This window comes from Serratia sp. SA088, assembly GCF_049065515.1.
In the GTDB taxonomy this organism is placed as follows: Bacteria; Pseudomonadota; Gammaproteobacteria; order Enterobacterales; family Enterobacteriaceae; genus Serratia; species Serratia nematodiphila.
Map to the genome: position 1 here is coordinate 510874 of NZ_JBAKGW010000003.1, position 12341 is coordinate 523214.

Here is a 12341-nt window from a genome sequence, read left to right on the forward strand (position 1 = left end):
TGTGATGATTATGCCTGGCTAGGCAGCAGCGCCGCAGGCAGCAGCGATGTCAGGTGACCGGCCGCCAAGAGTTGGCTGGCGGCTTCAATGTCGGGGGCGAAGAAACGATCCTTGTCGTAGAAACTGACATGCTCGCGCAGCAGACGGCGCGCCTGCTCCAGACCTTCCGAGGTCTTCAGGCCGTTGCGGAAATCCAGGCCCTGACAGGCGGCCAGCCACTCGACCGCCAGAATACCGCGCACGTTGTCCGCCATGTTCCACAGGCGGCGGCCGGCGGCCGGCGCCATGGAAACGTGGTCCTCCTGGTTGGCGGAGGTCGGAATGCTGTCGACGCTTGATGGATGCGCCAGCGCTTTGTTTTCGCTGGCCAGCGCTGCGGCGGTGACCTGAGCGATCATGAAGCCGGAGTTCACGCCGCCGTTCTCCACCAGGAACGGTGGCAGCTGCGACATGTGTTTGTCCATCATCAGCGAGATGCGGCGTTCGGACAGCGAACCGATTTCGGCGAATGCCAGCGCCAGGTTATCGGCGGCCATCGCTACCGGTTCGGCGTGGAAGTTGCCGCCGGACAGCACGTCGCCCTGTTCGGCGAACACCAGCGGGTTATCGGAGACGGCGTTGGCTTCGATCTCCAGCACCTCGGCGGCCTGGCGGATCTGCGTCAGGCAGGCGCCCATCACCTGTGGCTGGCAGCGCAGGGAGTAAGGATCCTGCACTTTTTCACAGTTGCGGTGCGAGTCGGAGACTTCGCTGCGCGCGCCGAGCAGGTGGCGATAGGCGAGGGCGGCGTCGATCTGGCCGCGCTGGCCGCGCACCTCGTGGATACGCGCATCGAACGGGCTGCGAGAGCCCAGCGCCGCTTCCACCGTCAGGCTGCCCGCCACGGTGGCGGCCGCGAACAGATCTTCGGCATCGAACAGGCCGCGCAGCGCGAAGGCGGCGGAGACCTGGGTGCCGTTCAGCAATGCCAGGCCCTCTTTCGCCGCCAGCGTCAGCGGTTTCAGGCCGGCTTTGGCCAGCGCTTCGGTCGCCGGCAGCCATTGGCCCTGATGGCGTGCCTTACCTTCGCCCAGCAGCACCAGGCTCATGTGCGCCAGCGGCGCCAGGTCGCCGGAGGCGCCGACGGAGCCTTTCAGCGGAATATGCGGATAGACTTCGGCGTTGACCAGCGCGATCAGCGCCTGGATAACTTCCAGGCGAATGCCGGAGAAGCCGCGCGACAGGCTGTTGATCTTCAGCACCATGATCAGGCGCACCAGATTGTCGTCGGTCGGCTCGCCCACGCCGGCGGCGTGTGACAGCACGATCGAGCGCTGCAGATTTTCCAAATCGTCGCGGGCGATGCGCGTCGAAGCCAGCAGGCCAAATCCGGTGTTGATGCCGTAAGTGGTGCGGTTTTCTTCAACGATGCGTTCCACGCAGGCTACGCTCTGTTGGATAGGGCCGTAGGCGTTGTCGTCCAGCGTCAGCGTCACCGGATGCTGATAGACGTCGCGTAGCTGGGCCAGCGTCAGTTTGCCCGGGCGAATAGTCAGCGCTTTCATGCTTTTTCTCCTTGGGTCGCGGCAACCATTGGCAGATTCAGGCCTTGCTCGCGGGCGCAGTCGATAGCGATATCGTAACCGGCGTCGGCGTGACGCATGACCCCGGTAGCCGGGTCATTGTGCAGCACGCGGGCGATGCGCTCGGCGGCTTCGTCGGTGCCGTCGCAGACGATCACCATGCCGGAGTGTTGGGAGAAGCCCATGCCGACGCCACCGCCGTGGTGCAGGGAAACCCAGGTGGCGCCGCTGGCGGTGTTCAGCAGGGCGTTCAACAGCGGCCAGTCGGAGACCGCATCTGAGCCGTCTTTCATCGCTTCGGTTTCACGGTTCGGGCTGGAAACGGAGCCGGAATCCAGGTGGTCGCGGCCGATGACGATCGGGGCGGACAGTTCACCGCGGCGCACCATCTCGTTGAACGCCAGGCCCAGCTTGGCGCGCTGGCCGAGGCCAACCCAGCAGATGCGCGCCGGCAGGCCCTGGAAGCTGATGCGCTCGCGCGCCATGTCCAGCCAGCGGTGCAGGTGTTCGTCATCCGGGATCAGCTCTTTCACCATGGCGTCGGTTTTGTAGATGTCCTGCGGATCGCCGGACAGCGCCGCCCAGCGGAACGGCCCGATGCCGCGGCAGAACAGCGGACGGATGTAGGCCGGCACGAAGCCCGGGAAGTCGAAGGCGTTGTCGACGCCGGTTTCTTTCGCCATCTGGCGAATGTTGTTGCCGTAGTCGAAGGTCGGCACGCCCATCTGCTGGAACGCCAGCATGGCTTTGACGTGATCGGCCATCGACTGCTTGGCGGCGGCGACCACCTTGGCCGGCTCGGTCTGGGCGCGCTGGCGATACTCTTCCCAGCTCCAGCCCTTCGGCAGATAGCCGTTCAGCGGGTCGTGGGCGCTGGTCTGATCGGTGACCATGTCCGGGCGCACGCCGCGGCGCACCAACTCCGGCAGGATTTCCGCCGCGTTGCCGCACAGGGCGATGGAGATGGCTTTGCCTTCGGCGGTGTATTTTTTGATGCGGGCCAGCGCGTCATCCAGATCTTTGGCCTGCTCATCGACGTAGCGGGTTTTCAGACGGAAATCGATGCGGCTCTGCTGACATTCGATGTTCAGCGAGCAGGCGCCCGCCAGCGTGGCGGCCAGCGGCTGCGCGCCGCCCATGCCGCCCAGACCGGCGGTCAGCACCCAGCGCCCCTGCAGACTGCCGTCGTAGTGCTGGCGGCCCGCTTCGACGAAGGTTTCGTAGGTGCCCTGAACGATGCCCTGGCTGCCGATGTAGATCCAGCTGCCGGCGGTCATCTGGCCGTACATCGCCAGGCCTTTGGCGTCCAGCTCGTTGAAGTGTTCCCAGGTCGCCCAGTGCGGCACCAGGTTGGAGTTGGCGATCAGCACGCGCGGCGCGTTGCTGTGGGTTTTGAATACGCCGACCGGCTTGCCGGACTGCACCAGCAGGGTTTCGTCTTCTTCCAGCGTTTTCAGGGTTTCGACGATCTTGTCGTAGCAATCCCAGTCGCGCGCGGCGCGGCCGATGCCGCCGTACACCACCAGCTCGTGTGGGTTCTCCGCAACTTCAGGATCGAGGTTGTTCATCAGCATGCGTAACGGCGCTTCGGTCAGCCAGCTTTTTGCGTTTAATTGTGTGCCGCGTGGCGCGCGTACATCGACATTGCGAACTTTGTTATTTGTAGTCACAGCATTTTCCTCAAACAGTATCGGTGCAGATTCCATGCCGCGGTGGGGATGAGTACCACGGCATAACAATGCGTAGGGCTTATTAACATATACTTGTATGTACAAGCATATGCAACACTGACCAGTTGCCGCTGAAAAGTGGCATAAGAAAAAGTTATTTTCTTTTTATATCAGGTTGATATGCGATTTTTTATCGCCGGTCTCAGATACGGAAAGCCGGAGAAAAGTGAGCTGTTCGGCAAAAATGAATTAAAATTGACTCATTTTTGGGCGGCTAGTCACAATATTTTTACAGACTGATTACAGTTGGCGGCGGAGGATAAACAAGCCCTATCACCGCGGGAAGAAAGCCCGCCGTGGGCGGGCTTGCCAGGCTCAGGCAGCCGGTTGCAGCATCGGCTTGCGGCTCATCTTGCACACCGTGGCGATGGCGGCGATCAGAGCCGGTACGCACAGGAACATCAGGATGCTCTGCACTTCCCACTGCATCGCCAGCAGTTGGGCGCCCATCATGGTGCCGGCGACGCCGCCGAAGCGGCCGATGCCCTGCATCCAGGCGATGCCGGTGGCGCGGCTGTGGGTCGGGTAGAAGGTGGCCGCCAGCGTTTGCAGCCCGGACTGCGCGCCGTTCATGGTGACGCCCATCAGGAAGATGAAGGCGCCCAGCAGCACGATCTGCTTGTCTTCGGTGGCCATCGCCACGATCAGCAGGGCGGTGACGACAAAGCCGCTCGAGACCACTTTGTGCGCATTCCAGCGGTCCATCAGCCAGCCGGCCACCAGGATGCCGAGCGTGCCGCCGAAGGTGAACAGCGAGGTGAGCATCGCCGATTGCTCCAGCTGATAGCCCAAGCCCTGCATCAGGATCGGCATCCAGCTCAGCAACACGTAGTAGATCACCAGCCCCATGAAGTAGGTCACCCACAGCATCAGCGTGCCGAGCAGGTAAGGGCGACTGAACAGCAGCCCGACGCTGGTCTTGGCCTGCGTCAGCTTCTCTTCATACAGGTAAAAACGCGTCACGCCGTCGAGGCTCTGGCTGACGAAGCGTTGCGCAATGCGTTTGATCTTCGCCACATCCTGCCCGCGGTTGACCATATATTTGACCGATTCCGGCAGCAGCAGGATCAGCAACACCGTCAACGCCAGCGGCGCAATGGCGCCGAGCAACAGCACGCTGTGCCAGCCGTAGCTCGGGATCAGCCACGATGAAATGGCGCCGCCGCCGGCCGCGCCCAGCGGAAAGCCGCAATACATGGTATTGATCGCCAGCGAACGGCAGCGCTGCGGCGCGTATTCGGAGATCAGCGTGATAGCGTTGGGCATCGCCGCTCCCAGCCCGAGGCCGGTGAGGAAACGCCACAGCGTCAGGCTATTGAGCGAGCCGGCGTAGGCGGTGGCCAGGCTCGACAGGCCGAAGAACAGGCAGGAAAACACCAGCACGCGCTTGCGGCCGATGCGGTCGGAGATTGGCCCGGCTATCAGCGCGCCGAGCGACAGCCCCAACAGCGCGGCGCTCAGCACCGGTCCAAGATCCTGCTTCACGATGCCCCAGTCTTTGGCGACCGAGGGGGCGATATAGCCCATGGCGGCGGTATCGAAACCGTCGATGGCGAGGATCAGAAATCCGAGAATGATCAGTGTCCAGTGAAACAGCGAAAACTTGCTGTCGTCGATGGCCTGTTGAATGTTTAACTCGCTGGTGGAATGAGTCATGGCACCCTCTAAACGCAGATGTAGTCGTGATGGATGGAACGTGGCCGAAACTGGCGCTCGGCTTGTGTTTGCTTGTATATACATCTGCGCGTCGGCGCTTTATGTCAAATATAATTATCTTATTTGTTAACTGCGTGTTGTTTTCTGTGGAGCAGGTTGCACCGCCGATGAAAGGCCAAAGACCGGTTAACAAATTAAATGAACGCCCTTGGCGGTGAGATATGCTGACGGCGGCGCGGAGGATAAAATTTAATACAATTTTGGCCGTTTGGTCGCCGGGCCGGAATCTGCGATAATCGCTTTTTACTTTTCCAGATTGAGAAACCGATGCAGTACCCGATCAACGAGATGTTCCAAACCTTGCAGGGCGAAGGCTTTTTCACCGGCGTGCCGGCCATTTTTATCCGCCTGCAGGGCTGCCCGGTAGGGTGCAGCTGGTGCGACACCAAACATACCTGGGAAAAGGAAGCCCATCGGGAAGTCGACCTGCAACGGATCCTGGTCAAAACAGAAGAGAGCGACGCCTGGGGCAATGCCAGCGCCGAGCAGCTGCTGGCGGTGATGCGTCAGCAAGGCTACACCGCGCGTCATGTGGTGATCACCGGCGGCGAACCCTGCATCTACGATCTGGCGCCGCTGACCGAGCTGTTCGAACAGCACGGCTACCGTTGCCAGATTGAAACCAGCGGCACCCACGAAATTCGCTGTTCCGCCAACACCTGGGTGACGGTTTCGCCCAAGGTGAACATGCGCGGCGGCATGAAGGTGTTGGATCAGGCGCTGCGGCGCGCCGACGAGGTGAAGCATCCGGTGGCGCGCGAGCGCGACATCGAGGCGCTGGATGCGCTGCTGGCGACGTTGCAGGATGACAAGGCGCGCATTATCGCACTGCAGCCGATCAGCCAGAAAGAAGAGGCGACCCGTCTGTGTATTGAAACCTGTATCGCGCGCAATTGGCGGCTGTCGATGCAGACCCACAAGTATTTGAACATCGCCTAAAATCAGGGCGCCATTGCGGCGCCCTTTCTTTTAACCTTTATATACGCATCCCGCCGTACAGGTCTCTTTCACCATCACCGCCGTCAATTCCGGCAGCTGGGGCTTGAGCTGCTGCCAAATCCAGGCGGCGAGCACTTCGCTGGTGGGATTTTCCAATCCTGGAATATCGTTCAGATAATGGTGATCCAGCCGTTCCCAGATCGGGGAAAACACAGCCTTGAGCTCGGCGAAATCCATCACCCAACCGGTGTGGGGATCCACTTCACCGGTCACTTCCAGACGCACCATAAACGAATGCCCATGCAGACGGCCGCATTTATGGCCCTCCGGCACGTGCGGCAAGCGGTGTGCGGCTTCAAACTGAAAATCTTTAAACAGCGTGGTTGCCATTATTACGGCCTCATTGACTCAAAAACCGCCGCATAGTACCGGAAAGCGCGTCTGCTTGCCATTTATACCGTTATGGTCTACCGCCACGGCCAACGCGCCCGTTTAACACTTTTTTTGTTTGGTGTTTGCGGCACCTATCGGCTGGGGTTATGAGCCGAAATGTTGAACGGTGAAAAAACGATGAAAAAAAGCGCTTTAATTTCATCTGGATAAAAAACTTTGTTTAACGGTTTAAGCGTTATCCCTTACCAGAAAAACAGCTTAGTCATTTTGGTTATGATTTATTGCTATCCCTTATTTAATCGTTGCTATTCTGCTCGGTAACCTTACAAACTCTCCTGATCTTTTCCGCACACCCGACGCAGCGAAGAGACAGCGACTGACACTGGCGCGCGCCTGGCAGGAAAGGCGCTAAGTATAGGAAATAAGTACAGCAATGACGACTCAGGCTCCTCCAACATCTTTGCTCCCGCTGACGCCCGAACAGCTGGCGCGCCTGCAGGCGACGATCGGCGACTATTCGCCGACGCAGCTGGCGTGGCTGTCCGGTTATTTTTGGGGCATGGTCAATCAACAGCCCGGAGCCGTGGCCATTGCGCCTGTTGCCCCTGCGGCTGCCGCCGGCATCACCATCATTTCCGCTTCGCAGACCGGCAATGCGCGCCGCTTGGCGGAGCAGCTGCGCGACGATCTGCTGGCCGCCAATCTGAGCGCCACGCTGATCAGCGCTGGCGACTACAAGTTCAAGCAGATAGCTCAAGAGCGCCTGCTGGTGATCGTCGCCTCCACGCAAGGGGAAGGCGAGCCGGCGGAAGAAGCGGTGGCGCTGCATAAATTCCTGTTCTCAAAAAAGGCGCCGAAGCTGAATGATACCGCTTTTGCGGTGTTCGGGCTGGGCGACACCTCTTATGAGAATTTCTGCCAGTCTGGCAAGGATTTCGACGGCAAGCTGGCCGAGCTGGGCGCCGAGCGCCTGGTGGAGCGTGTGGATGCCGACGTGGAGTATCAGGAACTGGCCGCCGCCTGGCGCAAACAGGTGGTATCGGTGCTGAAGGCGCGCGCGCCGGCGGCAAGCGCCGCGCCGGGCGTGTTGGCCAGCGGCGCGGTCGATCTGATCGACAGCAGCCCGTACAGCAAGGAACAGCCGCTCACCGCCCAACTGGCGGTCAAGCAGAAAATTACCGGCCGCGCGTCGGATAAAGACGTGCGCCATATCGAGATCGATCTGGGCGACTCCGGCCTGCGCTATCAGCCGGGCGATGCGCTCGGCGTATGGTTCGACAACGATCCGGCGCTGGTGGACGAACTGGTGCAGCTGTTGTGGCTGAAAGGCGACGAGCCGGTCGAGGTGGAAGGGCAAACCCTGCCGCTGGCGCAGGCGCTGCGCAGCCATTTCGAGCTGACGCAGAACACCACGCCGATCGTCGATAAATACGCCGCGCTGTCGCGCGACGAAACGCTGATCGGTCTGCTGGCGGATAAAGCCGCGCTGCAGCAGTACGCGCACAACACGCCGATCGTCGACATGGTGCGCCAGGCGCCGGCGGATCTGAGCGCCGAACAGCTGGTCGGGCTGCTGCGTCCGCTGACGCCGCGCCTGTACTCCATCGCCTCTTCACAGGCGGAAAATGAGAACGAAGTGCACATCACCGTGGGCGTGGTGCGTTACGACATCGACGGACGCGCCCGCAGCGGCGGCGCCTCCGGCTTCCTGGCGGATCGCCTGGAGGAGGACGGCGACGTGCGGGTGTTTATCGAGCACAACGACAACTTCCGTCTACCGGCCAACCCGGAAACGCCGGTGATCATGATCGGCCCGGGCACCGGCATCGCGCCGTTCCGCGCCTTTATGCAGCAGCGCGACGCCGACGGCGCCGGCGGCAAAAACTGGCTGTTCTTCGGCAACCCGCACTTTACCGAAGATTTCCTGTACCAGGTCGAATGGCAGCGCTACGTGAAAGACGGCCTGCTGACACGCATCGATCTGGCCTGGTCCCGAGACCAACAACATAAAATATACGTACAAGACAAACTGCGCGAACAGGGCGCGGAAGTGTGGCGCTGGATTCAGGAAGGCGCGCACATTTACGTCTGCGGCGATGCCAATCGCATGGCAAAAGACGTGGAAAACACATTACTGGAACTGGTGGCCGAGCACGGTGGCATGGATACCGAGCAGGCGGATGAATTTTTAAGTGAGCTGCGCCTTGAGCGCCGTTATCAGCGAGATGTTTACTGATGAGTGATAAACACCCCGGGCCTTTGGTAGTCGAAGGCAAACTGGCCGATGCGGAGCGCATGAAGAAGGAGAGCAACTTCCTGCGCGGCACCATCGCCGAAGATTTGAACGACGGCCTGACCGGCGGCTTCAACGGCGACAACTTCCTGCTGATCCGTTTTCACGGCATGTACCAGCAGGATGACCGCGACATTCGCGCCGAACGCGCCGAGCAGAAGCTGGAGCCGCGCCACGCCATGATGCTGCGCTGTCGCCTGCCGGGCGGCATCATCAGCCCGCAGCAGTGGCTGGGCATCGACAAGTTCGCCCAGGAGAGCACGCTGTACGGCAGCATTCGCATCACTAACCGCCAAACGTTCCAGTTTCACGGCATTCTGAAAGGCAACGTCAAACCGGTGCACCAGCTGCTGAACCGCCTGGGGCTGGACGCGCTGGCGACCGCCAACGACGTGAACCGCAACGTGCTGTGCACCTCCAATCCGGTGGAGTCCGAGCTGCATCAGGAAGCCTACGAGTGGGCGAAGAAGATCTCCGAACACCTGCTGCCGCGCACCCGCGCCTACGCAGAGGTGTGGCTGGATCAGGAGAAGGTGGCCACCACCGACGAAGAGCCGATTCTGGGGCCGACCTACCTGCCGCGTAAATTTAAAACCACGGTGGTGATCCCGCCGCAGAACGACGTCGATCTGCACGCCAACGACATGAACTTTGTGGCGATCGCCGAAAACGGCAAGCTGGTGGGCTTCAACCTGCTGGTGGGCGGCGGGCTGTCCATTGAGCACGGCAACAAGAAAACCTACGCGCGCCAGGCCAGCGAGTTCGGCTACATTCCGCTCGAGCATACGCTGGCGGTGGCGGAAGCGGTGGTGACCACGCAGCGCGACTGGGGCAACCGTACCGACCGCAAGAACGCCAAAACCAAATACACGCTGGAGCGCGTTGGGGTGGACGTTTTCCGCGCCGAAGTGGAAAAGCGCGCCGGCATCACCTTCGCGCCGATCCGGCCGTATGAATTCACCGGCCGTGGCGATCGCATCGGTTGGGTGAAGGGCATCGACGATCAATGGCACCTGACGCTGTTTATCGAGAACGGCCGCCTGCTGGACTATCCGGGGCGCCCGCTGAAGACCGGCATGGCGGAGATCGCCAAGATCCATAAAGGCGACTTCCGTCTGACGGCGAACCAAAACGTGATCATCGCCGGCGTGCCGGAAAGCGAAAAGGCGAAGATCGAAGCCTTGGCGCGCGATCATGGCCTGATCGACGACCAGATCAGCGAGCAACGCAAAAACTCGATGGCCTGCGTATCGTTCCCGACCTGCCCGCTGGCGATGGCGGAGGCCGAGCGTTTCCTGCCGCAGTTTGTCACCAAGGTGGAAGGGATTATGCATCGGCATGGGGTGGGCGACGAGCATATCGTGTTGCGCATCACCGGCTGCCCGAACGGCTGTGGCCGCGCGCTGCTGGCGGAGCTGGGGCTGGTGGGCAAGGCGGTCGGCCGCTATAACCTGCATTTGGGCGGCAACCGCGAAGGCACGCGCATTCCGCGCATGTACCGCGAGAACATCAACGAAGATGAGATCCTGAGCGAGATCGACCTGCTGGTGGGGCGCTGGGCGAAGGAGCGCAACGCTGGCGAAGGCTTTGGTGACTTCACCGTTCGCGCGGGCATCGTCAAACCGGTGCTGGATCCGGCGCGAGATTTCTGGGAGTGAGGCCGGGCGGCCCCTGGGCAGAGGGGCCGCACAGGCAATTTCAAGTATCAGGAGAGACAACATGGCTGAATTCGATCTGGCGGCGCTGAACGCGTTGCCCAAATCCGGGCAGGCGCTGGCATTGGCGGTGGTCAACGGCCAACTGGAGACCCTCAGCGCCGAACAGCGCGTTGAATGGGCGCTGGAGCACCTGCCCGGCGAGTTCGTACTCTCGTCCAGTTTCGGCATTCAGGCGGCGGTATGCCTGCACCTGGTGACGCGTATCCGCCCGGATATCCCGGTGATCCTGACCGACACCGGTTATCTGTTCCCGGAAACCTATCGCTTTATCGATCAACTGGCCGACCAGCTGAAGCTGAATCTGCAGGTGTTCCGCGCGGAGCAGTCTCCCGCCTGGCAAGAGGCTCGCTATGGCAAGCTGTGGGAGCAGGGCGTGGAAGGGATTGAAAAATACAACCAGATCAACAAGGTCGAGCCGATGAACCGCGCGCTGGAGACGCTGGGCGCGCAGAGCTGGTTCGCCGGCCTGCGGCGCGAGCAGTCCGGCAGCCGCGCCAATCTGCCGGTCCTGGCGGTGCAGCGTGGGGTGTTCAAGATCCTGCCGATCATCGACTGGGACAACCGCAAGATTTACCAGTATCTGACCGAACATGGGCTGAGTTATCACCCGCTGTGGGAGCAGGGCTACCTGTCGGTAGGTGATACACACACCACCCAGAAGTGGGAGCCGGGCATGAGCGAGGAAGAGACGCGTTTCTTCGGCCTGAAGCGCGAGTGTGGCCTGCACGAAGGCTAAACGGCGTGATTGACATGACAGGGCTCAGCAATGCTGGGCCCTGTTTTTTTGCGGGCTACTTTTTCTTCTGTGCTTTCGGCGGGTGCGCCTGCGCCAGCTCTTTGATCAGCGGCAGCAGGATCTGCACGCTGTCGCGGCTGCGTTTGTCGATCCGCCCCGGCAGGTAGCGATCCAGATACTGCAGATTGTCATACTGCGGACGGTGCCAGGTGATGCCCTGCGGGAAGTGCGGGCTGACGGCGCGCTGCTGGTAGCCATCTTTGTCGCCCAGCGACCAGTTGGTGGCCTCCACCGACAGCACCGGGATGCCCGCGGCGTCGAACACCTCTTGATCGGAGCAGCAGCCGGTGCCCTGCGGGTGCTGTGCGCTGCCCGGATTGGTGGCGGCGGCGATGCCATAGCGGTGGGCGATATCCAGCGCGCGATCGCGGGAACGCTTCGCCATTTGCGGCGGCGTGTTGCGCCCGGCGTTGAAATACAGACGATCGCCGGTGATCAGGCTGTCGAGGTTGATCACCAGCACGGTGTTGCTTTTCTCTTCCGCGCTCATGCGTTGCAGGTAGTTCTGCGCCCCCAGTGAACCGATCTCTTCGGCGCTGGTGGCGACGAAGCGCAGGCCGTAGGCGGTGGGGATGTTCTTCAGGCGTTCCGCCAGTTCCAGCATCACACCGATGCCGGAGGCGTTGTCGTCGACGCCCTGCAGCGTCAAGCCGCCGAGGTTGTTATCCAGATCCTCGTCGCTCTGCGGCGTATAGGTGTCGAAGTGGGCGACGACCACGATCTGTTTTGGGCTGTCGCCGTTGCGGGCGGCGATCACCGAGCTGGCGGTGACGTTGTTCCAGTTCTTCTTGCCGTCTTTGCTGGTGTAGAGATAGCGCGTATTGACGCTGCGAATGTCGCTTTGGTAACCCATCTTGCTGAATTGCTGCTTGAGATAGTCGGCGGTGAGCAATTCGGCCGGGCTGCCCGCCATGCGGCCGGGGAAGTAAGTGGCGATGTGGCGGGTCTGTTCGGCGGCGAAACGGCCCATTGGCGCGTCTTTTACGGGCTGTGCGGCACAAACGCTGAAGACGCCGCCGAGTGCGAGGGCCAGCAGGCTGGTCTTCAGGTAAAAACGGGAAAACATACCGAAAAATCCTTCTTTGCTATCGGCGCTGCCGATCATTTTTCTTCGGCACCCAGTATGAGACGCCGGACGGCATTACACAATTTCCCTGTCTCTTAATTTTCGCGCGAACGCGCAAACCGCCGCCG

9 protein-coding genes are annotated in these 12341 nt (G+C 61.2%); 4 read left to right on the top strand and 5 right to left on the bottom strand.

The window, feature by feature from the left end; translation table 11 throughout:
- Positions 1 to 8: 8 nt before the first annotated feature.
- The 3 genes from hutH to ACOWVD_RS11130 all read right to left on the bottom strand — a co-directional run bounded on the left by hutH (position 9) and on the right by ACOWVD_RS11130 (position 4948).
- Positions 9 to 1544, bottom strand: coding sequence for a histidine ammonia-lyase (gene hutH / locus ACOWVD_RS11120; protein WP_015376676.1), 1536 nt, complete (start codon positions 1542 to 1544; stop codon positions 9 to 11).
- Positions 1541 to 3232: a urocanate hydratase gene (hutU, locus tag ACOWVD_RS11125; protein WP_015376677.1), complete on the bottom strand. Its 1692-nt coding sequence runs from the start codon at positions 3230 to 3232 to the stop codon at positions 1541 to 1543. The genes hutH and hutU overlap by 4 nt, the downstream gene beginning before the upstream one ends.
- Before the next feature lie 375 nt (positions 3233 to 3607).
- The gene (locus ACOWVD_RS11130) at positions 3608 to 4948 is read right to left on the bottom strand and encodes an MFS transporter (RefSeq protein ID WP_049242642.1); all 1341 of its coding nucleotides are present in this window, start codon (positions 4946 to 4948) and stop codon (positions 3608 to 3610) included.
- A gap of 327 nt (positions 4949 to 5275) precedes the next feature.
- Between ACOWVD_RS11130 and queE the strand changes: the two genes are divergently transcribed.
- Positions 5276 to 5947, top strand: a complete 672-nt coding sequence (gene queE, locus ACOWVD_RS11135) for a 7-carboxy-7-deazaguanine synthase QueE (protein ID WP_004932641.1) — start codon at positions 5276 to 5278, stop codon at positions 5945 to 5947.
- Between the two features lie 30 nt (positions 5948 to 5977).
- Here queE and queD read toward each other — a convergent pair whose 3' ends face one another.
- Entirely contained in the window at positions 5978 to 6337 is a 360-nt protein-coding gene (queD, locus tag ACOWVD_RS11140; RefSeq protein WP_004932638.1) for a 6-carboxytetrahydropterin synthase QueD, read from the bottom strand.
- Between the two features lie 436 nt (positions 6338 to 6773).
- On the opposite strand from queD, the gene cysJ reads away from it, so the two are divergent.
- The 3 genes from cysJ (at position 6774) to ACOWVD_RS11155 (ending at position 11087) form a co-directional block, all read left to right on the top strand.
- The gene (gene cysJ / locus ACOWVD_RS11145; RefSeq protein WP_049242645.1) at positions 6774 to 8576 is read left to right on the top strand and encodes an NADPH-dependent assimilatory sulfite reductase flavoprotein subunit; all 1803 of its coding nucleotides are present in this window, start codon (positions 6774 to 6776) and stop codon (positions 8574 to 8576) included.
- Positions 8576 to 10291, top strand: a complete 1716-nt coding sequence (gene cysI / locus ACOWVD_RS11150; protein ID WP_197842995.1) for an assimilatory sulfite reductase (NADPH) hemoprotein subunit — start codon at positions 8576 to 8578, stop codon at positions 10289 to 10291. Before cysJ ends, cysI begins: the two co-directional genes overlap by 1 nt.
- Positions 10292 to 10352: 61 nt before the next feature.
- On the top strand, positions 10353 to 11087 hold the full coding sequence (locus ACOWVD_RS11155; protein ID WP_015376681.1) for a phosphoadenylyl-sulfate reductase: 735 nt from the start codon (positions 10353 to 10355) through the stop codon (positions 11085 to 11087).
- Between the two features lie 55 nt (positions 11088 to 11142).
- Here the strand turns inward: ACOWVD_RS11155 and ACOWVD_RS11160 are convergent, their stop codons facing one another.
- Positions 11143 to 12213 carry an aminopeptidase gene (locus tag ACOWVD_RS11160; protein ID WP_031300380.1) on the bottom strand — a complete coding sequence of 357 codons (1071 nt, stop codon included), beginning with the start codon at positions 12211 to 12213 and terminating at the stop codon, positions 11143 to 11145.
- Between the last annotated feature and the right edge of the window lie 128 nt (positions 12214 to 12341).

What these genes read in the sequence shown, in the direction of transcription:
- hutH (WP_015376676.1), bottom strand. Translation starts at nt 1,544, where the DNA reads ATGAAAGCGCTGACTATTCGCCCGGGCAAACTGACGCTGGCCCAGCTA.
- ACOWVD_RS11130 (WP_049242642.1), bottom strand. Translation starts at nt 4,948, where the DNA reads ATGACTCATTCCACCAGCGAGTTAAACATTCAACAGGCCATCGACGAC.
- queE (WP_004932641.1), top strand. Translation starts at nt 5,276, where the DNA reads ATGCAGTACCCGATCAACGAGATGTTCCAAACCTTGCAGGGCGAAGGC.
- queD (WP_004932638.1), bottom strand. Translation starts at nt 6,337, where the DNA reads ATGGCAACCACGCTGTTTAAAGATTTTCAGTTTGAAGCCGCACACCGC.
- cysJ (WP_049242645.1), top strand. Translation starts at nt 6,774, where the DNA reads ATGACGACTCAGGCTCCTCCAACATCTTTGCTCCCGCTGACGCCCGAA.
- cysI (WP_197842995.1), top strand. Translation starts at nt 8,576, where the DNA reads ATGAGTGATAAACACCCCGGGCCTTTGGTAGTCGAAGGCAAACTGGCC.
- ACOWVD_RS11155 (WP_015376681.1), top strand. Translation starts at nt 10,353, where the DNA reads ATGGCTGAATTCGATCTGGCGGCGCTGAACGCGTTGCCCAAATCCGGG.
- ACOWVD_RS11160 (WP_031300380.1), bottom strand. Translation starts at nt 12,213, where the DNA reads ATGTTTTCCCGTTTTTACCTGAAGACCAGCCTGCTGGCCCTCGCACTC.